The sequence below is a fragment of the Streptomyces sp. bgisy159 genome (assembly GCF_965341775.1).
GTDB lineage: Bacteria > Actinomycetota > Actinomycetes > Streptomycetales > Streptomycetaceae > Streptomyces.
In genome coordinates this window covers 22,665-46,624 of sequence record NZ_CBDQZH010000048.1, presented here as the reverse complement: position 1 = coordinate 46,624, position 23,960 = coordinate 22,665, and the positions used below count along the sequence as shown (strand labels likewise).

Sequence of the window (23,960 nt, the reverse complement as noted above, 5' to 3'; positions counted from 1 at the left end):
TACCGGCGGCAAGTGTTCGATTCCTGCCCCCAAAGGGTGAGGCCGGTGCGGGGAGGTAGACTTAGCTGTGTCTGGCCGGACGCACGTCGGCTCATGCCCTGAACGCACCTGTGTCGGGTGCCGGGAGCGAGCGGCCAAGAATGATCTGCTGCGGATCGTGGCGGTCGAGGACGCATGCGTCCCCGATCCTCGCGGTACGCTGCCCGGCCGGGGTGCGTACGTGCACCCCGCCGCGGCCTGTCTCGACCAGGCGGTGCGCCGCCGGGCGTTCACGCGGGCACTCCGTGCCCCGGGCACGCTCGACACAAAGGCGTTGCGCCGGTACGTCGAGCAGACAACAGTTGCCGATCGGGCAACACCGTAAGACGAGCCGTACGGAACAACCCGTGCGGCCTGGTACCTCGCGAGTCGAAAGCAGGTCGAGATTGCGATGAGCACTCGATGAGTACGCGATGAGTACGCCCATGAACTAGCGACGGTCCGGACGCAACCCGGACCTCAAAGGAGCGAAGTGGCTAAGGTCCGGGTCTACGAACTCGCCAAGGAGTTCGGTGTGGAGAGCAAGGTCGTCATGGCCAAGCTCCAGGAACTCGGTGAATTCGTCCGTTCGGCGTCTTCGACCATCGAAGCGCCCGTTGTACGCAAGCTGACCGACGCCTTCCAGGGCGGTGGCAACGGCAAGTCCGCCAAGCCCGCCCCGCGCAAGGCGTCTCCCAAGCCTTCCCCCGCGCCGTCCCCGGCGCAGGCGGCCCGTCCGGCCGCGCCGAAGCCGGGCGGCCCCAAGCCTCCCGCGGCGCAGCCGCCCGCGTCCGCGCCGGCCCCGGGCCCGCGTCCGGTGCCGGGCCCCAAGCCCGCGCCGCGTCCCGCCCCGGCCGCGCCGGAGTTCACCGCTCCGCCGGCGGCCCCGGCCGCGCCCCAGGCGCCCGCCGCCCAGGGCCCGCGTCCCGGTGCCCGCCCCGGCCCCAAGCCCGGCGGTGCCCGTCCCGGCGCGCCCGGCCAGGACCGTCAGGGCGGACAGGGACAGCGTCCCGCCGCCCAGGGCCCGCGCCAGGGTGGCGCCGGCGCGCCGCGTCCGGGCGCCCGTCCGTCCGGTCCGCGTCCGGGCAACAACCCCTTCACCTCCGGCGGCAACGCCGGAATGGCCCGCCCGCAGGCGCCCCGCCCGCAGGGCGGTCCGCGTCCCGGCCCCGGCGGTGCCCCCGGTGGCGGTCCCCGTCCCCAGGCGCCCGGCGCCCAGGGCGGCGGCCCCCGTCCGCAGGGTCCCGGCGGCTCCCGGCCGTCCCCGGCGGGCATGCCCCGTCCGCAGGGCGGTCCGCGTCCCGGCCCGGCCGGTCCGCGTCCGAACCCCGGCATGATGCCGCAGCGTCCCGCTGCCGGCCCGCGTCCCGGCCCCGGCGGCCGTGGTCCGGGCGGCGGTGCGGGCCGTCCCGGCGGCGCCGGTCGTCCCGGCGGCGGCGGCTTCGCCCGTCCCGGTGGCGGCGGTGCCCGTCCGGGCGGTGGCGGCGGCTTCGCCGGTCGTCCCGGTGGGGGCGGCGGCGGTGGCGGCTTCGGTGGCGGCGGTGGCCGTCCCGGCTTCGGCGGCCGTCCCGGCGGTCCCGGTGGCCGCGGTGGCACGCAGGGCGCCTTCGGCCGTCCCGGCGGTCCCGCGCGTCGCGGCCGCAAGTCGAAGCGGCAGAGGCGCCAGGAGTACGAGGCCATGCAGGCCCCGAGCGTCGGCGGCGTGATGCTGCCGCGCGGCAACGGCGAGACCATCCGTCTCTCCCGCGGCGCGTCGCTCACCGACTTCGCGGAGAAGATCAACGCCAACCCGGCGTCGCTCGTCGCCGTGATGATGAACCTCGGCGAGATGGTCACCGCCACGCAGTCCGTCTCCGACGAGACGCTCCAGCTCCTCGCGGACGAGATGAACTACAACGTTCAGGTCGTCAGCCCGGAGGAGGAGGACCGCGAGCTGCTCGAGTCCTTCGACATCGAGTTCGGCGAGGACGAGGGCGACGAGGAGGACCTGGTGGTCCGCCCGCCGGTCGTCACCGTCATGGGTCACGTCGACCACGGCAAGACCCGCCTCCTCGACGCCATCCGCAAGACGAACGTCATCGCGGGCGAGGCCGGCGGCATCACCCAGCACATCGGTGCCTACCAGGTCGCCACCGAGGTCAACGACGAAGAGCGCAAGATCACGTTCATCGACACCCCGGGTCACGAGGCGTTCACCGCCATGCGTGCCCGTGGTGCGCGGTCGACGGACATCGCGATCCTCGTCGTCGCGGCCAACGACGGCGTCATGCCGCAGACGGTCGAGGCGCTCAACCACGCCAAGGCCGCCGAGGTCCCGATCGTCGTCGCGGTCAACAAGATCGACGTCGAGGGCGCCGACCCGACCAAGGTGCGCGGTCAGCTGACCGAGTACGGCCTGGTGGCCGAGGAGTACGGCGGCGACACCATGTTCGTCGACATCTCCGCCAAGCAGGGCCTGCACATCGACAGCCTGCTGGAGGCCGTGATCCTCACGGCCGACGCCTCGCTCGACCTGCGGGCCAACCCCAGCCAGGACGCGCAGGGCATCGCGATCGAGTCCCGTCTCGACCGCGGCCGCGGCGCCGTGTCGACGGTCCTCGTCCAGCGCGGCACGCTCCGGGTCGGCGACACCATGGTGGTCGGCGACGCGTACGGCCGGGTCCGGGCGATGCACGACGACAACGGCAACAGCGTGGCCGAGGCCGGCCCGTCGACGCCGGTCCAGGTCCTCGGCCTGACCAACGTCCCGGGCGCCGGCGACAACTTCCTGGTGGTCGACGAGGACCGTACGGCCCGTCAGATCGCCGAGAAGCGTGCCGCCCGCGAGCGCAACGCGGCCTTCGCCAAGCGCACGCGCCGTGTCTCGCTGGAGGACCTGGACAAGGTGCTCAAGGCCGGCGAGGTCCAGCAGCTGAACCTGATCATCAAGGGTGACGCGTCTGGTTCCGTCGAGGCCCTGGAGTCCTCCCTGCTCCAGCTGGACGTCGGCGAAGAGGTCGACATCCGCGTCCTGCACCGCGGCGTCGGTGCGGTCACGGAGTCCGACATCGACCTGGCCATGGGCTCCGACGCCATCGTCATCGGCTTCAACGTCCGGGCAGCCGGCCGTGCGCAGCAGATGGCGGAGCGCGAGGGCGTGGACGTCCGGTACTACTCGGTCATCTACCAGGCGATCGAGGAGATCGAGGCGGCCCTGAAGGGCATGCTCAAGCCGGAGTACGAAGAGGTCGAGCTCGGCACGGCGGAGATCCGCGAGGTCTTCAAGTCGTCCAAGCTGGGCAACATCGCCGGTGTCCTCATCCGCTCGGGCGAGGTCCGCCGCAACACCAAGGCACGCCTCATCCGCGACGGCAAGGTGGTCGCGGAGAACCTCAACATCGAGGGCCTGCGTCGCTTCAAGGACGACGTCACCGAGATCCGCGAAGGGTTCGAGGGCGGTATCAACCTCGGCAACTTCAACGACATCAAGGTCGACGACGTCATCGCGACGTACGAGATGCGCGAGAAGCCGCGCGCGTGACCTGACACGCGACCGGGGCCGGTCGGCGGAAGTTATTTCCGTCGATCGGCCCCGGCCGTTGCGTGTACGGTTCCCGTATCGGCGCCGCACCTGAGCGCGGCGCCCGTACCCCGAACCGGCGGGACATCCGGACACACACATGTACGTGGGGACTCTGTCCTTCGATCTGCTCCTCGGCGACGTCCACTCGCTCAAGGAGAAGCGCTCCCTGGTCCGCCCGATCGTCGCCGAACTCCAGCGCAGGTACGGGGTGAGCGCGGCGGAGACGGACCACCAGGACCTCCACCGCAGGGCCGGGATCGGGCTCGCCCTCGTCTCGGGGGACACCGGGCACCTCAGCGACGTACTGGACCGCTGCGAGCGGCTGGTCGCCGCGCGGCCCGAGGTGGAGCTGCTCTCCGTTCGACGCAGACTCCACAGCGACGAAGACTGAAGCAAGAAGCAAGAAACGTTAAGGAGACGGACCAGTGGCCGACAACGCGCGGGCCAAGAGGCTGGCGGACCTCATCCGGGAAGTAGTGGCCCAGAAGCTGCAGCGCGGGATCAAGGACCCGCGGCTGGGCTCGCACGTCACCATCACGGACACCCGGGTCACGGGTGACCTCAGGGAGGCGACCGTCTTCTACACGGTGTACGGCGACGAGGAGGAGCGCGCGGCCGCCGCCGCGGGCCTGGAGAGCGCCAAGGGCATCCTGCGCTCCGAGGTCGGCCGCGCGGCCGGCGTGAAGTTCACGCCGACCCTCACGTTCGTCGCCGACGCCCTCCCGGACAACGCCCGCACCATCGAGGACCTCCTCGACAAGGCGCGCGCGTCCGACGCCAAGGTGCGCGAGGCCTCCGCGGGCGCCGACTTCGCGGGCGGGGCCGACCCGTACCGCAAGCCGGGTGACGACGAGACGGACGACACCGCCGAATGAACCGCAAGACCACCGCGCCCGACGGCCTTGTCATCGTCGACAAGCCGTCGGGCTTCACTTCGCACGACGTCGTGGCCAAGATGCGCGGCATCGCCAGGACCCGCCGCGTCGGCCACGCCGGCACCCTCGACCCGATGGCGACGGGCGTCCTCGTCCTCGGCCTGGAGAAGGCGACCAAACTCCTCGGGCACCTCGCCCTCACGGAGAAGGAGTACCTGGGCACGATCCGCCTCGGCCAGACCACCCTGACCGACGACGCCGAGGGCGACATCACCGCCTCCGCCGACGCCTCGCAGGTCACCCGCGACGCCGTCGACGCCGGGATCGCCAAGCTCACCGGCGACATCATGCAGGTGCCGTCCAAGGTCAGCGCCATCAAGATCAACGGCGTGCGGTCGTACAAGAGGGCCCGCGAGGGCGAGGAGTTCGAGATCCCCGCCCGGCCGGTGACCGTCTCCTCCTTCACGGTGTACGACGTGCGGGACGCCGTGGCCGAGGACGGCACTCCCGTGCTCGACCTGATCGTCTCCGTGGTCTGCTCCTCCGGCACGTACATCCGCGCCCTCGCCCGCGACCTGGGTGCGGGCCTCGGCGTCGGCGGCCACCTCACGGCCCTGCGCCGCACCCGCGTCGGCCCCTACAAGCTGGACTCCGCCCGCACCCTCGACCAGCTCCAGCAGGAACTGACCGTCATGCCGATCGCCGACGCGGCGGCGGCCGCCTTCCCCCGCTGGGACGTCGACGCCCGGCGCGCCCGGCTGCTCACCAACGGCGTCCGCCTGGACATGCCCGAGGAGTACGCGGGCGCCGGCCCCGTCGCGGTGTTCGACCCCGACGGCCGCTTCCTGGCCCTGGTGGAGGACCAGAAGGGCAAGGCGAAGAGCCTGGCCGTGCTGGCCTGAGCCGCCCGCTCGCCGTAGTAGCCCGTGGAGCGGCGGACACGGGGCACGCCCCCGCCGCTCCACGGTCCCCCCTCGGTTCCCCCACCCAAGGGTGTATCCAACGACCCCCCTCGGTTCACCCGTCCGGACGGGCGCTCGGAGTGAACCGAGGGAGCGTGAGGGGGCGCGTTCGTCCGGCGATCTGTCCCGCTGATCACCGCCCGCCTACCGTCGAACCGAGGCAGGGCACGCGGCGGGAGGTACGACGATGGCGGAGACGGTGCCACCCCGGGCGGCGGCCGCACACGGCTCGCCGCCGGTGACCGCCGTCGCCCCCGGCACGGCCCTGATCCGCGTCCGCGACGTCGCCGGCCGGCCACGCGGCACCGGCTTCCTCGCCGACCACCGGGGCACGGTGGTCACCAGTCACGAGGCGGTCGACGGCCTGCCCCGCCTGGTCCTGCACGGCCCCGGGGACCGCGCCTGCGTCGTCACGGCTGACGAGGTCACCCCGCTGCCCGAGCGGGACCTCGCCCTGATCCGCACCGACGGCCTGGGCGCCACCCCCCTGCCGATCACCGCGCGGGACCGCGTCGACACCGGCACCTACGTACGGATCGCCGCCGGCCGCTGGCGCGAGGCGCGGGTGCTGACCGCCGGCCCCGTCACCTACCCGGCCACCGACCGCCACCATTTCATCGACGACGCACTCGAACTGGCCATCGGCACCGACGGCCGGGATGCCCTGCGGCTCGGCGGGCCCGCCTGCGGGGGGCCGGTCCTGGACGGGACGACCGGCGCCGTGCTGGCGGTGCTGGGCACGGCCCTGCGCTCCGCCCACAACGACACCGGCTTCGCGGTCCCGCTGCGCACGCCGAACCCGCCCGACGGTCCGCTCGCCGACCTCCTCGCCCGCAATGCGGTGACGGTCCCCGCCTACGGAGCCGACCTCAACCTCGCGGGTGTCCTCGAACTCACCGCCACCTCGGTCGGCTCCGACGGCCCCGCGGGCCCGCTGTCCGGCCGGGACGGGACGGCGGTGGAGCCGGTCGAGCGGACGTGGGTGACTCGGGAGACGGCTGCGTTCGCCTGGGGGAGTGGTGGGGGTTCTGAGAGTCGCTGCGGTGGGCGGCTGGCGGGAGCTTCGGGTGGGGAGTTGGCGGGGGCCTGTGGTGGGGCTTCGGGGGGTGTCTGCGGCGGGGCTTCGGGGGGTGCCTGCGGCGGGCGGGGGACGAGGGTTGCGGGCGAGGGGCCGGGAGGCGCCTGCGGTGAGGGGCCGACGGGGCATTCGGCCGGCGAGGCATCGAGGGCTTGGGGAGGGGGCTCGGCCGAGGTCTGCGGCGGGAGTTCCGGCGGGGCCTTCGGCGGGCGTTCGGCGAGGGGTGCCGTCGGTCATGACGTGGCCGCTTGCGGCGACGGGCCCGCAGTGGCCGCCGGGAGGTCCGGCGGGGTCCTCGCCGGTGGCCCCACGACGCACGCTTTCGGCGGGAGCCCGGCCGGGTCCTTCGGCCGGAGCCCCGCCGCCGACGGCACGGGGAGGCCCAACGCCGACGGCACGGGGAGGCCCACCGGGGCCTCCGGTGGAAACGCCGCAGGGGGTGCCGCACGGGCCGGCGCCGGGGACGGCGTGGCGGCTTCCGGTGGGAGTGCTGCCGGGGCGGCTCCCGCCGGTGCACCCGCCGCCTGCGGTGGCAGCCCCGCCGGGACCGTCGCCGGGGCCGCCCCCGGCGGCAGCCCTGGCGTGCCTTGCGGCGAACGAGCCGTCGAGGTGCGCGGGGAGCGCTGCGACGGGGCTTTCGCCCCAGGGGACGGCCTCGGCGCGCCCTGCGGCGAACGCCCCGACGGTGCCCACGGAGGGCGCCCCACCGCCGTACTGGCCCTCGTCGGCGCTCCCGGCAGCGGCCGTACCACCGAACTGGCGGCCCTCGCGGCCCGCCGCGCACGGGGCCGGCGTCCGGCGCCGACGCTGTGGCTGCGCGGAGCGGACCTCGGCGAGGACGACACCTCGATCGCGGACGCGGCCCACCGGGCACTCGCCCGGGCGGCACGCATCGTCGCGGCCTCCCGTCCCGACGCCGCGGCGGACCTGGGCGACATCACCCCCGACCGCCTGGCCCACCTCGCGTCCGCGGCCGGCCGGCCCCTGATGCTGCTCCTCGACGGCCCCGAGGAGATGCCACCCGTCCTGGCCCACCGCCTCCCCGCGTGGACCCGGGGCACGGCGGCCTGGCTGCGGGACACCGGTGCGCGACTGGTCGTGTCGTGCCGGCCGGAGTACTGGGAGGGCGCCGGCGCCGAGTTCCCGCAGGAGATGCTGTACCGGCCGTCCTCGGCGTCCCCCGACGACGAACACCCGGCGGCCGGGGACGGAAGGGACGGAAAGGGCGGGCCCGGCGCCGACGAGACCCTCCCGCCCTGCCTCCGCCTCACCGATCTCACCCCCGTCGAGGCCGCGGAGGCCCGCCGCCGCTACGTCATCCCCGCCGGAGCCCTCACCGAACCCGCCGCTCGCCACCCCCTCACCCTCCGCCTCCTGTCCGAGGTCCGCGCCGCCTGCCCGGCCCTGGACGACCGGCCCGACATCGACCGTGACGCCGTCTTCACCGCCCACCTCGACCTGATGTGCCTGCGCGTCGCCGTCCGCCTCGCCGCCGAGAACGGTCTGCGCGGCACCGCCGTACGCCGGCTCGCCGCCAAGGTGTCCGGTCAGGTGCACGCGGCCGCGCGACGCAGCCTGGGCCCGGGCCAGGGCGAACTGGACCGCGAGTCGTTCGAGGCGGTCTTCCCCTGGGGCCCGGCCCCCGCCCGTCTCGGCGGCGGCACCGGCTGGGCGTCCGCCGTGCTCACCGAGGGCCTCCTGGTCCCGGCCGGCGGCGGCTACCGCTTCGCCCACGAGGAGCTCGCCGACTGGATCCAGGGCATGCACCTGGACCTCGACGAGGCACTGCGCACCCTGGTCCACCGCCCGCGTACGCCGGCCGACCGGCACCCGCTGCCCGTACCGCACCACCGCATCGGCCCGGTCGTCGAGTCCCTGCTGCACCTGGCCCGCCAGCAGGGGCCGGACGAACTCGCCGCCCGGCTGCGCGACTTGGTCGCCGCCTGGGAAGCGGCCCCGGACAGCTGGTGGGCCGCCCGGCTGCTCACCGAGACGGCGCGGCGGGTCCCGGACGCCACGCCGTACCTTCCCGTCCTGCGACTCCTCGCGGACCGCGTCGTGGCCCACCGGCGGAGGCCGGAGGGGACGCCAGGGACGCCACCCGCTCCCGACGGAACCGGACCGGCCGCACCTCCCGCGCTGCCCCGGGAGTTCGCCCCCGACTTCTGGACGTCCCTCACCCTGCCCGCCGACATCCGCCTCGACCTCCTGCGCCGCCTGGTCCTCGCCGACCCCGCCCCCCAGGACACCGGCACCCCCCGCTACCTCGACGCCGTCGCCCGGCTGCTCGCCGCCGACCCCACCGCCGTACAGCCGCGGCTCACCCGCTGGTTCGACGACGAGCGGCCGCTGCCCGCGACCCCGCACGCGACCGTGGCCACGGCCGCACAGGCCCTGTTGCACACTCACCGCCACGGCGCGCTGGACCACCTCACCGAGGTGCTGGCCGACTGCGCCCACCGGCGCGCCGACCAGCTGCTGGCGGTGCTGGCCGAGGACGAACCGTCGGCCCTGTGCCGCGCGGTGGACCGCTGGGCGCACGACGAACGGCCGGACCGCCGGGTCGCGGCGGTGGCGTACGGGCTGCGTGCCGTCCCCCACGTCCACACCGACGCCGACCGCCGCCTGCTGCGCCACGCGGCGCTCGCCCTGCTCGCCCGCCCCGCCGACGTCACGCTGCACAGCGGCGCCCTCGCCCTCCTCGTACGCGATCCGGAAACCCGCGCCGCCCACCTCCCGCAGGCACTGGAGCGCTTCGCCGCCGGGGACCCCGGCCTGGAACCGGACTCACTGCTCGCCGCGCTGGACACCCACCCGGAGCCGGTCCTGGACGCCTTCCGCGCCCGGCTGAACAGGCCCGGCGCGGACACCGGCCGGACCCTGCGCGCACTCGCCGACGTCACCACACCCGCACTGGCCGGCCGCGTCGCGGTGCTGGTACGGGAGGCGCTGGCGCACCGGCCCGACACGGCCGCCGGTGTCGCCGCGTACGTCGACCGCCGGCTGGACCAGGGGCCCGCCGCGCGAGCGGTGCTGGTGCCACTGGTCACCGTGGTGCTGACCGGCGGCCCCGAGCGGGTACGGGCCGCCCTGGCCGCCGTGCTGGCCGCGCCCGGCGCTCCCGCGTCCCGGCCGCTGCGCCAGGAGCTGCGCGAGTTCCAGCTGGCTCACGAACGGGAGCCGTCCGTCCTGGCGGCCGTGCTGCACGCCGTCGCGCCGTACGCGGTCCCGCCGTACCCGCTCCAGCGGTATGAGGGGGAGGAGGCACGCGCACTGGTGCGCCGCGTAGGGCTTCTGATGGTCCGCACCCCTGAGGGCGCCGCCCTGTTCGACCGCGGCCTGGTCGATCTGGGCCGTCATGTGCCCGGCTTCGCGGCCCGGGTGGCGGGCTGGCTCATCGAGGCGCCGGGGGAGTGGGCGGCGGTGGTCGGCCCCAGCGCCCGCCGCATGATCGAGAATCAGGCCGGGGTGCGGGTGCCGGCGTGACGCCGCCCGCCGGGCGCCCGCGGATTCCGCGCGTTCCCCCGCGACACGTGCGCCGGGTCACAGCCCCGATGCCGATGCGGGCGGCGAGCGCCCGGCATGGCACCCTTAGTACCTGCGTAAGCGGTCAAGGACAGATACGGACACGGGTTCGAGGAGCGGTCACAGTGCAGCGCTGGCGTGGCTTGGAGGACATCCCCCAGGACTGGGGGCGCAGCGTCGTCACCATCGGCTCGTACGACGGCGTCCACCGCGGGCACCAGCTGATCCTCCGGCACGCGGTGGACCGCGCCCGTCAGCTGGGCGTGCCGTCGGTGGTCGTCACCTTCGACCCGCACCCCAGCGAGGTCGTCCGCCCCGGCAGCCACCCGCCGCTGCTGGCCCCGCACCACCGCAGGGCCGAGCTGATGGCCGAGCTCGGCGTGGACGCGGTGCTGATCCTGCCGTTCACCACCGAGTTCTCGAAGCTGTCGCCGGCCGACTTCGTGGTGAAGGTCCTGGTCGACAAGTTGCACGCCAAGGCGGTCGTCGAGGGCCCCAACTTCCGCTTCGGCCACAAGGCCGCGGGTGACGTGGAGTTCCTGACCGAGCAGGGCAAGGTGTACGACTTCGAGGTGGAGGTCGTCGACCTGTACGTCACCGGGGACGCGGGCGGCGGACAGCCCTTCTCCTCCACGCTGACCCGGCGTCTGGTCGGCGAAGGCGACGTCACCGGCGCCGCCGAGATCCTCGGCCGGCCGCACCGCGTGGAGGGCGTGGTGGTGCGCGGCGCCCAGCGCGGCCGCGAACTCGGCTTCCCCACCGCCAACGTGGAGACACTCCCGCACACCGCGATCCCCGCCGACGGCGTCTACGCCGGCTGGCTGCACGTGGGTGGCGAGGCGATGCCGGCCGCGATCTCCGTGGGCACCAACCCGCAGTTCGACGGCACCGAGCGCACGGTGGAGGCGTACGCCATCGACCGGATCGGGCTCGATCTGTACGGGCTTCACGTCGCCGTCGACTTCCTGGCGTTCGTGCGCGGCCAGGCGAAGTTCGAGTCGCTGGAGGCACTGCTGGAGCAGATGGCCGACGACGTGCGGCGGTGCAAGGAGATGATCGCGGAGGCGGAGGCGTAGTGCCTCATCGCTGAGCGTGGGTACGCCGAGGGCGGCCGGTGTCTTTCGGACACCGGCCGCCCTCGTTCGTGTTCACGGCGTACCGCCGCGTCGCGGGTTACTGCTGCTGCGGCGGCGGGGGAGGAGCCTGGCCGGGAGCGCCCTGGGGGTAGCCGGGGTGACCCTGCCGCTCGGGGTGGCCGGGCTGACCGGGGTGGTCAGGCTGGCCGGGGTGGCTGGGGTGCCCGGGCTGACCGGGGTGGCTCGGCTGGGGTGCCGCGGGGTAGCCGGGCTGGGGGGTGGGCTGGGCCGACGGGTGCGGGGGGCCAGAGTGGCCGGGGTGGCCCGGCTGCTGCGGTGGGTGGGGCTGACCGTACGGCTGACCGGGCTGGGGCGCCGCCGGATAGCCGCCCGGCTGCTGCGGGTATCCCTGACCGGGATGCATGGGCTGTCCCGGGATCGGCTGGCCGGGCATGGGCTGTCCCGGGGCGGGCTGTCCCGGCATCGGCTGGCCGGGCATGGGCTGTCCCGGCATGGGCGGGGCGGCGACCGGGGGCGGATTGCCGTCGCTGGTCCACAAACCGTGCATCTGCTGGTGACGTACGAAGTCCTCGGCGACCATCGCCGCGAGGTTGAAGTACGCCTCCCGCACCTTGGGCCGCATCATGTCGAGGTCGACCTCGGCGCCGGCGGCGAGATGTTCGTCGAAGGGGACCACCACGACCCCGCGGCATCGGGTCTCGAAGTGCGCCACGATGTCCTCGACCTTGATCATCTTTCCGGTCTCGCGGACACCCGAGATGACGGTGAGGGAGCGGGCCACGAGATCGGCGTACCCGTGCGCCGACAGCCAGTCCAGCGTCGTACTGGCGCTGCTCGCGCCGTCCACGGACGGCGTGGAGATGATGATGAGCTGGTCGGCGAGGTCGAGCACACCGCGCATGGCGCTGTACAGGAGACCGGTGCCCGAGTCGGTGAGGATGATCGGGTACTGGTTGCCCAGCACGTCGATGGCGCGCCGGTAGTCCTCGTCGTTGAAGGTCGTGGACACCGCCGGGTCGACGTCGTTGGCGATGATCTCCAGGCCGGACGGGGCCTGGGAGGTGAACCGCCGGATGTCCATGTAGGAGTTGAGGTAGGGGATCGCCTGCACGAGGTCACGGATGGTGGCCCCGGTCTCCCGGCGCACGCGTCGCCCGAGCGTACCGGCGTCCGGGTTGGCGTCGATGGCGAGGATCTTGTCCTGCCGCTCGGTGGCGAGCGTGGAGCCGAGGGCGGTGGTGGTCGTGGTCTTGCCGACGCCGCCCTTGAGGCTGATGACGGCGATGCGGTAGCAGGACAGCACCGGCGTGCGGATCAGGTCCAGCTTCCGCTGCCGCTCGGCCTCCTCCTTCTTCCCGCCGATCTTGAACCGTCCGCCGCCGGCGGCAGGCCGGCTGCTCTTGGTCTTCTGCTTCTTGTTGTTCAGCAGCCGGTCGGAGGACAGTTCCACGGCCGCGGTGTAACCGAGCGGCGCGGCCCCAGGGTTGACCGGCTGCCGCTGGTCGTGCTGGACCGGCTGCGGCCAGGCGGCACCGGCCCGGGGGTCGACGGCACCGGCGGCGGGGCCGGGCGGCGACTGCTGACCGGGCGGCTGTCCCGGCGGGAAGCCGTAACCGGCGGGCGGGGGAGGGGTATTGGGGTCTCCCGTGGGAACCTGCGGGGGCTGCTGGCCGGGCTGCTGTCCCGGCGGGAAGCCGTAACCGCCGGGCTGGGCCGGAGGGTTCGGGTGGGCGCCACCGACGGGAGCGTGCGGGGGCTGCTGGCCGGGCTGCTGTCCTGGCGGGAAGCCGTAGCCGCCGGGCTGGGCCGGAGGGTTCGGCGCGCCCGGGGGCACCGGGGCGCCGGGGTTGGGCGCCGGGGGCTGCGGGGCTCCGTACCCCGGCTGGGCGTTGGGCGCGACGGGGGCGTGCGGCTGGTGCTGCTGGGGGTGGGGCTGCGGGTGGCCTGCCGGAGCGGCCGGGTCGGGCCCCGGCTGACCGGCGTTGGGGGCACCCGGCTGCGGGAAGCCGTATCCACCCGGTCCCGCCTGGGGCGCGGCACCTGGGGCGGGCGGCTGCTGGGGGAAGCCGTAACCGCCGGGCTGCACCGGGGGAGTGGGTGTACCGGGCTGCGCCGGGGGAGTGGGCGTAGCGGGCTGCGCCGAGCCGCCCGGGTGCGCGGCAGGGGGCTGCGGGAAGCCGTAACCGGGCTGAGCGTGGTGACCGGGCTGAGGGGACCCGGGCCCACCCGGTGCGCCCGGGGCTCCCCAGGCGGCCGGCGCGGGCACGGGGGGCTGCGGCCGGCCCGGCACCTCGGGCTGGACGGGCGGCTGCGGCTGCGCGCCTGCCGCCGAGCCCTGCGCGGCGCCCGGGGCACCGGCCTGCGGCTGCGCGGGCCACTGGGCGGCGGGCGCGGGCGCGGCAGGCTGGTACGACGGCGGCAGCGGCGGTACGTCACCCTGCGGAGCCGGCGGCGGAGCCCAAGGATTCGGCGTACCGCCGCCCGCTTCGGGGGCCTCCTGAGAGGCAGAAGAAGGAGCAGGGGCAGAGACAGAGGCACCGGCATCGGCGGGCTCGGGTGCCTGCGGCTCGGGAGAGTCGGAGGGCTCCGAAGACTGGGTGCCGCCCAGGCCGTCAGGGGACGAAGTCGGCGAACCGGAAGGCGCCGAAGCGGCGTCACCAGCCGCGGACGCTACAGCAGCCGAAGGCTTCGCGATCTCCTCGGCCCCCGCGATCTCCTCGCCTCCTCCGCTCTCCTCGCCTCCTCGGGCTTCCTCGACCCCACCGGCCTCCGCGGCCTCTGCGGCCTCCTCGACGTGCGAGATCCCTCGCGCCTCCCCGGGTCCCTCGGCTTCCTCCCCCTCCGTCGCACCTCGACCGGCGCCGTCACCCACACCGTCACCGTCGGCGACCTGCGCAGACCCTGAAACTTCCTCACCCTCGGAAGCCCCACCGGCGGCCTTCACGTCCTCCACGGAGAAGACGGGAAACGTGGGGAAGCCGTCATCGGCCCCACCAGGAGCACCGGCGGCCTCGACATCCCCGCTGTCCACGGCCTCGTCGCCGTCCGCCTGCCCGGAACCGGACCCTTCCCCGCCCTTGCCCAGCGCGTCGCCGGAAGCCTCCCCCGAGACCTGCTGCTCGGAGAACTCCCTCTTCAACGCGGCCGGCGAGAACTTCATCGTGGCCCCGCTCTCCAGGTCCCCGAGCCCAGCAGCCTGCTCAGGCTCGGACACCGGTGCGGCGGGCACCTGCGGCGGCTGTGGCGGCCGCAGTTCGAACGCACCGTCCGGGGATGCTCCGGGCATCCCCACGGCGGCACCCTCCCCGGCCGGCGGACCGGCGGCCGGCCCGGGCGGAGTCAACGGCGCCGCGGGTGCAGGAGCGTGCGCGGGCACGGCAGGATCGGGTACCGCAGGACCGTGACCGGCCGCCCCAGGCGCGGCAAACGGCGCGGGCGCGGCCGGCGGACCACCGAAGGGCATCCCGGGCGCCGGAGGAACAGGCCCCGGAGGAACGGGACCAGGGGCAACGGGCCCCGGCGCGGCCGACGGGGCATAGGCGGGCGGAGCCGCGCCCTCAGGCCCCCTCGGCGGAGCCACTCCACCGGTCATTCCCCCGGTCATCCCACCGGCGCTCCCACCGGCCATTCCTTCGCCGGCGCCGGCTCCCTCGTCGGCCGGAGCCTCCTGGGCGCCGCCTCCTGGACCTCCGGACGTGTTCTGCGTGTACCAGGCGGGCGGCGCGTAGTCGATGGTGAACTCGCCCGTCATCTCGATGTCGGACTCCGCGTCGGGCTGGTCATCGCCGGGTGTCGCCCAGCCCCCGCGGATCCCGTCCCGATCGCTGCTCACAATTCCTCCTGGTGCGGTCGACCACCCTCATGCCGTGCCGGGGCGACCATGTGTCGTTCGTGTCGTCCGAAGTCGTGCCAAAACGGGGCGGTCCGGACGGAGTGCACGGCGCCGCCACCCCGGGTCTTCCCCTTGGGCCGCCGATACCGTGTCCACGGGTTCCGTCATCGCGCCCGGACCCAGCCTAATCATCAGACGGCTCACCCGGGCAGGCCTGTCCACCTCCCGACGCCTGCCCGTTCTGCGACTGCTCACCCAGAAGCGCCTGTCGAAAAAGCCAGGAACTCGGCAAGTGGTCACACGGGGAGGGAACGTCCCGCAACGCCCCACATGTCCGGCTCAGTCGATTCTTCGCGGCATGCCCAACAGGCCGACCTCGACATCAGTCGGCTGGGTCATCACATACTGCCGGTCCCGATCCGCGCACCAGAGCGTGAAGCCGTCGGCGAGCGTGGGCAACGCTGCCATCGTGCCGCGCGAGAGCCCCATTGCACGGCCCAGCCCCGCCGCTTCGTCCGGAGAGATCCGTTGTACACCTACCAGTCGGGCCTGCCGCACCAGCCGCGGGGTCACAGGACTGACGTAGGGGAGCAGGGTCAGTACCGACTGCCACGGCCCGGAGACCACCCGCCCGCGCGGCGGCCGCATCCCACAGTCACGGATCACCAGCACAGGAGTCCCCGCCGACGTTCCCTGCGGCGGCACTCGGCCGACCTCGTGCACCGCGAGCCCGTTCTGCCCGCCCCCCATGGCATGCACCATCTGCATCCACGCCTGCGGCCGCCCCGTCTCCACAGCCACCCGCGCTCCGGTCGCCGCCGCCCGAAGAGCGATGACCTGGGCGGTCCACAGACCACCGATCAGCACAACGTCGTACGCGGTGGGCCGGTTGAGTCCCATGACCGCCGGCCGGCCCTCGGCATCCACACCGATGACGACCCCGTCGTCCCCGATGGGCAGAGCGAGCGAGTCCAACTGCTCCACGGAGACCGAGTGCCGCGCGTGCCGAGGGCCGATGAGCCCGAAACCGACGCTGGGGGCGGGCTCGCGCCTGCGGTGTCCGGTGCCCGGCTCGGGCTGCTGCGGAGTGGTGGTGGTCCGGGCAGGGGTCGTCACTCTCGATGTCACCAGGCACCTCCAAGGGGCAGAGTGGCCAGTACGCCGGGCACCTGCTCCCGGTCCAGCCGGGTGAGTCCCGCGCCCGCGTGCCGGGCAGCGTCCTGCAGCGCACGCCGTGCTGCCACGAGTTCGTCGTCGCTACGACCCGTGACCCGGACGTGGCCCGCCAGCGACAGTTCCTGCCGGTCCCCGCGCCCGAGGGTGAGACTGAAGGTTGTGGCGAGGGCGGGTATCGCGGTGAGCAGGGCGATGAACTGCGGCAAGGACGGACCGGGACCCCCGCCCACCGGCGGCCATCGCCGCACCCAGTACGTAGTGTGCCGGCGGTTGTCGCAGCGCCAACTCCGGCTGGACTCCTCGGTGCGTCGCTCAAGAGTCCCTGCTCGGCCGGCCTCCGCCGTCACCAGAGGATTGGCACACGCCGAGGTGGCGAGAGCGGTGGTCAGCTCCTCCTCGTCCAGGACGGTCACGCGGAATCCGGCGCCCGTCAACCGGCTCCGGAGATGGTCCGCCACACGGATGACACACTTCTGGGCCCCCACGAGACCGCCCCCGCGGGCCGCCACCGCCTCGGCGCACCGTTCGGGGTCGAGCTTCAAGGCGATCCATGTGATGCGCACCGCCGGGGCGCCGGTCTGCTCCTGGAGCGGCAGGTAGTTGGAAACCGCAACGGACTGCGGAGGCAGGTGCAGGGCGGGCGCCGGCTGAGTGTGCAGTACGACCTGAGCCGACTCCAGGCGAATCCCGTCCACGTCCAAGGCGTCGCGCACCAGACCCAGCGGCAGGGGATGCCGGCCGCGTTCCGCCCGCATCGCCGTTGAGTCCGCCTCCACTTGGAGTACCGCGGTGACGAACGTACCGTCCCCGACGATCCCGACCGGCTTGCGATCGTGACCGCCGTACGCATAGGTCCGCAGGCTCGGGTCGCATTCCACTGCGGGAGCCAGTCCAGGTTCCGTCCCCGGTGGCAGTGTCAGCCTCGCGGCGGCTTTCCGGCGCGCCTTCAAGCCCCTTGCGGTAGCCAGCCATTCGGGCAAGGTGCGGCCCCGGCGCCTGGCGAAGGCGACGCCCAACAGTCCGGCGCCGACCATGCCCGCGGGAACCAGGGCCCAGGGGGCGATGACCCAAGCGGTCAGCAACAACGCCGCAGTGATCTCCACCAGGAGCAGTTGCTGCAGACGCACCGCTCCGGATCGGCCCGACCGGGCCTCGAGTCGAAGCGTGACAGCGGGCCTGGCAGCGGGAGTCACGGTGGTCGGCGACGACACCGCGGCCGTCCGCCCCCGCGACCGCGCCCGGCTTGCGGAAGCCATCACTGCAAACCCCCCGTACTCACCTGAAAAACCTCGTCGGGCGATGGCCCGGATGCGCACAGCACCCTACCCCGCCCCACTTGCACCACTCGTCAACAGGCATAGTAGGGGCCCGGTCTGACAATGACGGGCGGGGGACTGCGACCCCCGGCACGGCACGGGGAGAGACAGACAGTCATGGCATCACGGCGGGACGAGCTCAACGCCTACACGTTCGCGAAGCGACGTACCTTGGCGGCCTTTCTGCAGCCCTCGCCCTCGGGATCGGAGGAAGGCGCCCCGAAACCACTGCGCGCGGTGGTACCGAGTCTGATCGCGGGCGCCCTGGCTCTCGCCGTCTTCGGAGCCTGGGGCATGTTCCAGCCGACCGCGCCGACGGGCTGGGACACACCCGGCACCCGCGTCATCGTGGGCAAGCAGTCGACGACGCGCTACGTCGTTCTCAAGACCGGGAAGAACACCCGACTGCATCCGGTGCTGAACCTGGCTTCGGCACGCTTGCTGATGAACGACGCCTCGTACAAGGTCATCCAAGTCAGTGACGACATCCTGGACTCAGGCCGTCCTCCGCGCGGCCCCATCCTGGGCATTCCCTACGCCCCCGACCGCCTGCCGTCTCCGGGGGAGGCGGGAAAGGCCAAACGCTGGGCCGTCTGTGAACAGCCGGGCGGCAAGGGCGGCACCGTCCAAGAGGCCACATTCGTCCTCGCCGACCGCGACGAGAAGCGTACGGAGGGCTCCCGGCGGCTCTCCGGCGGTGATGTGCTCTACGTCAAGACCCGCACGGGCGAGCGGTATCTCGTCGACTCCCAGGGCACCTCGTACGCCGTCACCGGCACCACTTCGGACGCGCTCACCGTCGCCCTCGTGGGCTCTCAGCAGCCCCAGTCGGTCACCAAGGAGTGGCTGGCCACCCTCCACCAGGGCGCACCCCTCCGCTTCCCCCGGCTCCCCGCCGGCGTCGGATCCCCCGCGAGGGTCCCCGGCAACCTCTCGGCGGAGGAGAACAAGGTCGGTATGGTCCTGAAGACCGAGACCGGCGAGGGCACGCAGTACTACGTCGTGCTGCCCGGCTCGGTGCGGCCGGTCAGCGAATTCACCGCCTGGCTCCTGATCAGCTCGCCGCAGACGGCGCAGCTGAACATGAACGGGCAGGCCCGCGCTGTGGGCTTGCAGGACTTCACGGCAGATCCCGAGCCTTTCGAGGGTCAACCCGCCGACTGGCCGCAGCACCGTGCCCGCCAGGTGAACTCCGCGGCTCCCGGCTCCGGCCGCGACACCGTGTGCAGCGTGCTGCGCTCCGTGGGGGACGACAACCGGACGACTCTGAGCACGTGGGCCGGCACCGACTACCCCGTTGAGATCACGGCCGACGGCACCGGCACGTACGTCACGCCTGGCACCGGACTGCTGTACACCCAGCTCCAGGGCAAGGAGACGGCCGCGGGATCCCTCTTCCTCGTCACCGACACCGGGCTGCGGTACGCCGTGCAGGCCAACGGCGACAGCGACAGCGCCAAGTCCGACATCGGCACGGGCGACCGGGAGAAGTCCTCCGACGGCAGCCCTGAACCCAGTGAGGCCCAGGTCAAGCTGGGCTACCAGAACGTGCGGCCGGTCAAGGTGCCGCTCGTCTGGTCGGAGTTCCTGGCCAGGGGCCCGCGCCTCGACACCAACAGCGCACGCCAGCCTCAGGGTTCGTGACCCTGCCGGACCGAGACACTCACGGACGAGGACAGGAGCACCCAACGGTGTCGCCGACTAGGACAACCCTGCTGGTAACGGCCGCTCTTGTGACAGCGCTCGGTGCCTGGCCGTCCGCGCCCGCTCCGGCGCCCGGACCACGGGCGTCCGCGGAGCTGGACGGCAGCGGCGCGTGCACCTTTCCCGCCCCTCAGATCAAAGGGCGCCCCTGGTCGTTGCAGCGCGTCCTGCTGGACCAGCTGTGGCAGGGCACCAACAGGGGCAAGGGCGTCAGGGTGGCGGTCATCGACACAGGTGTGGATGACAAGAACCCGCAACTGGCCGCCGCGGTCGACAAGGCGGCCGGCCGCGACTACCTCACCAAGGGCAAGGGCGGCGATCCCACCAACGACGAGGTGGGACACGGCACGAAGGTCGCCGGCATCATCGCGGCCCGGCAACACAGCGATACCGGTTTCGTAGGACTGGCTCCGAATGCCACGATCATTCCGATCCGCCAGAACGACGCCGACAACAGCGGGGACTCCGACACGATGGCCGACGCCATCACCTACGCGGTGAGCAAGGGCGCCGATGTCATCAACATTTCCCAGGACACCACGAAACCTCTGTCGGCCACCTCCGCTCTGGCCGAAGCGGTACGCAAGGCCATCGCCGCCAAAGTCGTCGTGGTCGCCTCCGCGGGCAATGACGGCCTCGACGGCAAGACCAAGAAGACCTACCCGGCGGCCTTCCCCGGTGTGCTCGCAGTCGCCTCCTCCGACCGCAACAACGAACGGGCCGGCTTCTCGCAGGCAGGCTCCTTCGTCGGGGTCGCCGCCCCCGGTGTGGACATCGTCTCGACGGTCCCGGGAGGGGGCCAGTGCACGGACAACGGCACCAGCTTCTCCGCGCCGTTCGTGGCCGGCGTCGCTGCCCTGCTGAAGGAGAAGCACCCCGACTGGAGCACCGCCCAGATCGTCACCCAGATCGAACAGACTGCGGAACGCTCGATCAACGGCCACGACAATTATGTCGGCTGGGGTGTCGTCGACCCGGTTCGTGCCGTACAGGAGTCGGACATCGACGACCCTCCGTCCGTACCGGTTCCCGATCCCGGCCCGGCACGGGCGGCAGCGCCTGACGTGGCCCCCTTCTCGCTCGCTGAGACAGCCCAGGAACGCGATGAGCGTTATGCCACCTACGGCCTGGGCATCGCCCTGGTGGTGGTAGTGATCATCACCGGCATCACGGTCGTCGCCCGTGATCTGCGCCGCAATCGAAAGGATCTGCAGCCGTGAGCTTCGGCCCACCGCCATCGGTCTACACCGAGTCCGCGCTGGCCTCGGACAAGAAGCGCAGGAGCCACCGCCGCCGCCTGGCCGCGGTGGCCGGAGGTACCGCCCTCGCCCTGGTGTGTGTGGGCGGCTGGTTCTTGTGGGACGGGGCGAGCGGGCAGGCGAAGGGCCACGGGAGCCCTGCGGCGGCCCGAGCGGCGGCGGACGACATCAGGGAGACGGTCGAGAGGCCCCCGGTCTCACCAGAGGGCGTGCTCGTCACCGAGCGGGATGAGGAAGGCCTGACCAAAGCCAGCCAGGACCGTCCCCGCTACGCGCCTGGTACCTGGGTCACCGACAAGATCGTGGCGAAGGGCGTTGCCAACCGGATCGAAGGCTATCGCTTCGACTGGAAGGACAAGCCGGCCTGGAGACTCGATCTCGATGGCCATATCTGTGCCGTCAGCCGCCATGTCACCGTGGACGGCCGTACCGCCGTCGCCGTCCAACCCCACAAGAGGAAGAACGGGACCCCGAACGACAAGGGTGTCTGCGACGAAGTGGTGTTCTTCGAGTTGAACACCGGCAAGAAACTGTGGCAGAAGACGATGCCTGCGGCCGAGTTCGCCTATGCGACCAACACCAACCTCACCCTGACCAAAGGGGTGGTTGCGGTGGCATGGGGCCATGGCTCGGTGGCGTACGACATGAAGAGCGGCGGGCAACTCTGGAACAGCACCACCACCTCCAAATGTGAGGACCGCGGCTTCGCCGGTGGCAGGGCACTGCTGGCGCTGCTCAGTTGCGGTGCGGCGCCCAACCGGACCTTCCAGGTACAGAGACTTGATCCGCGTACCGGAAAGGAGCGGTGGACGTACCGGATCGCCGACGGCGTCTCCACCGCCTACCTGCCCTCGTCCGACCCACCGGTGATCGCCGTCGCCGCCGGGGACACCATGGTCACGGATTTGATCTCCCTTGACGACAAGGGCAGGCACATGGCCACCATCTCCTTGGACGGCTATGAGGCCGACTGCGACACGCGGTCCTACGTGGACCCGCTCTTCGGGGTGGTGGAGGTCTGCGACGGAGTGGTCGTCGGCCGCGACCACGTGTTCGTCACGAGCAAGGAGAACACGTCCATCGACCAACCTCGGAACTGGATCGTGGCCTTTGACCTCAAGACGGGCCACTCGGCGGGGAAGTTCGAGGGCCGTCCGTTCAGGGGGGTCCATCCCTTGCGGATGAGTGGCGACGATCTGTTGATCTTCAGGCAGAGCGCCGGCGTAGGCACTGATTTCGCGGCGGTGGTGGCCTGGAACCCACAGACGGACAAGGAGACCCCGCTGCTCTTCCTCCTCCTCCCGGAGGATGACGGGGCGAAGCTGGGTGATCCTCTGCAGTCGGACATCGTCGTGGAACATGGCAGGGTCGTCTTCTCGAGACGAGAACTCGTGCTGGACGACGAGAAGTCGAAGGACCCAGTGCTGATGCTGCTGGCTTACGGAACCGAGGGGCTGAAGCACTGACGCCGACGAGCCTGAAGGGGGGCGCCACGGGCTCGCCCCCCAACTGGCCAAGCTCACTCGGCGGCGGCCAGGCCCCCGTTGTGTTCCGCCGGCTCAAGGTCGAACTCCCCGTCCCTGGCACCCAGGACGAAGGCCCGCCACTCGGCCTCCGTGTACCGCAGTACGGTGTCCGGGTCGAGGGACGACCTCATGGCCACCGCTCCGCCGGGCAGATAGGCGATCTCCACCCGCTCCTCGTGCTCCTCGGTCCCCGGCGCGCAGTGCCACTCGACGCCCGAGATGTCGAGCGCGTACAACTCATCGCGCTCCCTCTCCTTGCGTGCCTTGAGTTCCTCCGGCGCTTCAGCCATCGTCGGGCGGTCCTTTCACGACGTACGAACGTTCCTTGGTCACAGTACTGCCCCGGGTAGGGCCCGACTCGGTACTTGCACAATGCGCTTGTCCGGCTTTGCAGTTGGAAGCGTCATGCCAAGTGACTAGAGTGGCTTCCGGTGTCACGTGAGTGATACGGCACGGGGGCGGCGCGACGCTGCGACTGCGCCTAGCGCGAGGAGTCGGAGCAGAACTTGCCCGCCAGGAGAGCTTGGACATCAACCAGGCGGACCCGTCGCGGTGGTGAAGGTCACCACAGCCTCAACAGGAGGGCAAGAGGAATATGAGTATTGACCTCAGTGCGGAGTCCCTGACAGGGCTCGCCAACGACATCCGTTCGTTTCACCACGAGGTGAGCGACCGGGTCGCCTCACTCAACCGCGTGGTGGACATGATCCAGGCCGGGTGGCAGGGCGCGGCGGGCAAGGAGTTCGACACGGTCCAGCAGGGAGTGAACCAGAACCTCAAGAAGCTCCAGGACGACCTCGTCGACCTGGAGGAGGCGATGCGTGCGAGCGTCGGCGGCTTCACCGACCAGGAGCAGGAACGCATCGCCGACATTCGCAAGGTGGACAACTCCTACCAGGTCACCAGCCGCATCACGGATCTCGCCTGAGCCCAGCGCCGCATTCCACCAAGGGGAAGAACGCATCATGAGTGTCAACAACGCCGATCGCACAGCCGTCAACTACGACACCGTCACGCAGGCCGCCAACGACGTCCGCGCGACGGCGAAGAACCTCTCCGAGCAGCTCGAAACCCTCATGCGCCGCGTCAAGGCAGTGGCCGAGACCTGGGAGGGCGAGGCGAAGACCGCCTACACCGAGATCCAGCGCAGCAGCAGCAGCGAGATGGACCAGATGTGCCAGAAGCTGGCCCGCATCGCCCGGCTCCTCGACGACTCGGTCGTCGGCTACAGCGACATGGACAAGGGCAACGCGGCGCGATTCCGCATGCTGATGGGCTGACGCGTCCGGCTGCAGCAGCGTGAGATGCCGAGGGGGAGGTGGCGAAAGATCGCCACCTCCCCCTCGGCCCTTCATGCCTTGCTTGGCATTTCGAATGCTCCTGAAAGGCCAGCGTTGTTCTCGCACCGCAGCGCCTTGGCCATAGCAAAACTTACGGAATGTGCGACGGTAAGATTCCGCTTCTGAACGGCAACATCGTTGCCGTCCGGCTCGTATCGATTCCGTGTCTCGCCTCTGATGAGGAATGATTCTTTGCTGCCGTCCGGATCGAACTCGCTGCTTGTGCACCTCATGTAGAGGGCCGCGGACTGGTTCCCGGCCAATGCAAGTGCACCCATTTTGTACGGAGTGAAGACCGAAGCTGTTTTCTTGGCGTCCGGAATTTGCGTCGCGAAAGAGAAAGAAACAGTGATGTCGCTCAGGTCCTTACTGGATCGGTAGATCCAGCAGACTCCGATTTTGCTGCCTTCGGAAATACCATTCTTCCGATACTCGGACACCAGCGCTTTGGCCGCGCCCGTCATTCCGCCGGAAGCCGTCGACGTGCGCACCCTTGTCGCGTCGATCAGGGCTGCCGCAGCAGCGACGGCATTCTCGTCGAGAGCTCCGGCGCAGTTGCCGTCCACTGTTTCGGTGGAGGGCGCCGCCTGGGTGTTGTCGTCGGAAGACTGGCATGCGGTCACTCCTGCGCACAGGAGCAGGCTCAGCGCCAGCGAGGCCGCACGTCCACGGATAACCATCTGTCAGGCC

The 23,960-nt window shown here is 71.9% G+C and carries 17 protein-coding genes and 1 pseudogene; 12 read left to right on the top strand and 6 right to left on the bottom strand.

What is annotated here, in order from left to right; translation table 11 throughout:
- Window positions 1–67 precede the first annotated feature (67 nt).
- The 7 genes from ACSLTV_RS31220 to ACSLTV_RS31190 all read left to right on the top strand — a co-directional run bounded on the left by ACSLTV_RS31220 (window position 68) and on the right by ACSLTV_RS31190 (window position 11,096).
- The gene (locus tag ACSLTV_RS31220; protein ID WP_432139362.1) at window positions 68–364 is read left to right on the top strand and encodes a YlxR family protein; all 297 of its coding nucleotides are present in this window, start codon (window positions 68–70) and stop codon (window positions 362–364) included.
- Window positions 365–511: 147 nt separating this feature from the next.
- Complete coding sequence (gene infB, locus ACSLTV_RS31215; protein WP_432139363.1) at window positions 512–3,538, top strand: translation initiation factor IF-2; 3,027 nt, start codon at window positions 512–514, stop codon at window positions 3,536–3,538.
- A gap of 139 nt (window positions 3,539–3,677) precedes the next feature.
- Window positions 3,678–3,971 carry a DUF503 domain-containing protein gene (locus ACSLTV_RS31210; protein ID WP_432139364.1) on the top strand — a complete coding sequence of 98 codons (294 nt, stop codon included), beginning with the start codon at window positions 3,678–3,680 and terminating at the stop codon, window positions 3,969–3,971.
- A 34-nt stretch (window positions 3,972–4,005) separates the two neighbouring features.
- Entirely contained in the window at window positions 4,006–4,455 is a 450-nt protein-coding gene (gene rbfA / locus ACSLTV_RS31205) for a 30S ribosome-binding factor RbfA (RefSeq protein ID WP_432139365.1), read from the top strand.
- A complete protein-coding gene (truB, locus tag ACSLTV_RS31200) occupies window positions 4,452–5,357 on the top strand; it encodes a tRNA pseudouridine(55) synthase TruB (protein ID WP_432139366.1) in 906 nt (301 codons plus the stop codon). Before rbfA ends, truB begins: the two co-directional genes overlap by 4 nt.
- A 247-nt stretch (window positions 5,358–5,604) precedes the next feature.
- Window positions 5,605–9,981, top strand: coding sequence for a hypothetical protein (locus ACSLTV_RS31195; RefSeq protein WP_435613321.1), 4,377 nt, complete (start codon window positions 5,605–5,607; stop codon window positions 9,979–9,981).
- A gap of 164 nt (window positions 9,982–10,145) precedes the next feature.
- Window positions 10,146–11,096 (top strand): bifunctional riboflavin kinase/FAD synthetase, encoded by a 951-nt coding sequence (locus ACSLTV_RS31190; RefSeq protein WP_432139368.1) that lies wholly within the window; start codon window positions 10,146–10,148, stop codon window positions 11,094–11,096.
- 97 nt (window positions 11,097–11,193) lie between these two features.
- Here the strand turns inward: ACSLTV_RS31190 and ACSLTV_RS31185 are convergent, their stop codons facing one another.
- The 4 genes and pseudogenes from ACSLTV_RS31185 to eccE form a co-directional block, all read right to left on the bottom strand.
- A complete protein-coding gene (locus tag ACSLTV_RS31185; protein WP_435613323.1) occupies window positions 11,194–14,277 on the bottom strand; it encodes an AAA family ATPase in 3,084 nt (1,027 codons plus the stop codon).
- Between the two features lie 543 nt (window positions 14,278–14,820).
- A pseudogene (locus ACSLTV_RS31180) lies at window positions 14,821–14,949 on the bottom strand (SCO5717 family growth-regulating ATPase); the annotation flags it as partial.
- Between the two features lie 339 nt (window positions 14,950–15,288).
- Entirely contained in the window at window positions 15,289–15,966 is a 678-nt protein-coding gene (locus ACSLTV_RS31175; protein WP_432155634.1) for a hypothetical protein, read from the bottom strand.
- A 107-nt stretch (window positions 15,967–16,073) separates the two neighbouring features.
- Complete coding sequence (gene eccE, locus ACSLTV_RS31170; RefSeq protein WP_432155616.1) at window positions 16,074–17,381, bottom strand: type VII secretion protein EccE; 1,308 nt, start codon at window positions 17,379–17,381, stop codon at window positions 16,074–16,076.
- Between the two features lie 177 nt (window positions 17,382–17,558).
- Between eccE and eccB the strand changes: the two genes are divergently transcribed.
- The 3 genes from eccB to ACSLTV_RS31155 are packed head-to-tail and all read left to right on the top strand — an operon-like array spanning window position 17,559 to window position 21,870.
- Entirely contained in the window at window positions 17,559–19,085 is a 1,527-nt protein-coding gene (gene eccB, locus ACSLTV_RS31165; protein ID WP_432155617.1) for a type VII secretion protein EccB, read from the top strand.
- Window positions 19,086–19,132: 47 nt separating this feature from the next.
- The gene (mycP, locus tag ACSLTV_RS31160) at window positions 19,133–20,365 is read left to right on the top strand and encodes a type VII secretion-associated serine protease mycosin (protein WP_435613322.1); all 1,233 of its coding nucleotides are present in this window, start codon (window positions 19,133–19,135) and stop codon (window positions 20,363–20,365) included.
- On the top strand, window positions 20,362–21,870 hold the full coding sequence (locus ACSLTV_RS31155) for a PQQ-binding-like beta-propeller repeat protein (RefSeq protein WP_432155618.1): 1,509 nt from the start codon (window positions 20,362–20,364) through the stop codon (window positions 21,868–21,870). The genes mycP and ACSLTV_RS31155 overlap by 4 nt, the downstream gene beginning before the upstream one ends.
- Before the next feature lie 53 nt (window positions 21,871–21,923).
- On the opposite strand, the gene ACSLTV_RS31150 is transcribed toward ACSLTV_RS31155, so the two are convergent.
- Window positions 21,924–22,220, bottom strand: coding sequence for a DUF397 domain-containing protein (locus ACSLTV_RS31150; protein ID WP_432155619.1), 297 nt, complete (start codon window positions 22,218–22,220; stop codon window positions 21,924–21,926).
- Between the two features lie 305 nt (window positions 22,221–22,525).
- Between ACSLTV_RS31150 and ACSLTV_RS31145 the strand changes: the two genes are divergently transcribed.
- Together ACSLTV_RS31145 and ACSLTV_RS31140 are read left to right on the top strand one after the other, a co-directional pair.
- On the top strand, window positions 22,526–22,858 hold the full coding sequence (locus ACSLTV_RS31145; RefSeq protein ID WP_432155620.1) for a WXG100 family type VII secretion target: 333 nt from the start codon (window positions 22,526–22,528) through the stop codon (window positions 22,856–22,858).
- A gap of 37 nt (window positions 22,859–22,895) precedes the next feature.
- A complete protein-coding gene (locus ACSLTV_RS31140) occupies window positions 22,896–23,210 on the top strand; it encodes a WXG100 family type VII secretion target (RefSeq protein ID WP_432155621.1) in 315 nt (104 codons plus the stop codon).
- 71 nt (window positions 23,211–23,281) lie between these two features.
- Here ACSLTV_RS31140 and ACSLTV_RS31135 read toward each other — a convergent pair whose 3' ends face one another.
- Window positions 23,282–23,950: a hypothetical protein gene (locus ACSLTV_RS31135; protein ID WP_432155622.1), complete on the bottom strand. Its 669-nt coding sequence runs from the start codon at window positions 23,948–23,950 to the stop codon at window positions 23,282–23,284.
- Between the last annotated feature and the right edge of the window lie 10 nt (window positions 23,951–23,960).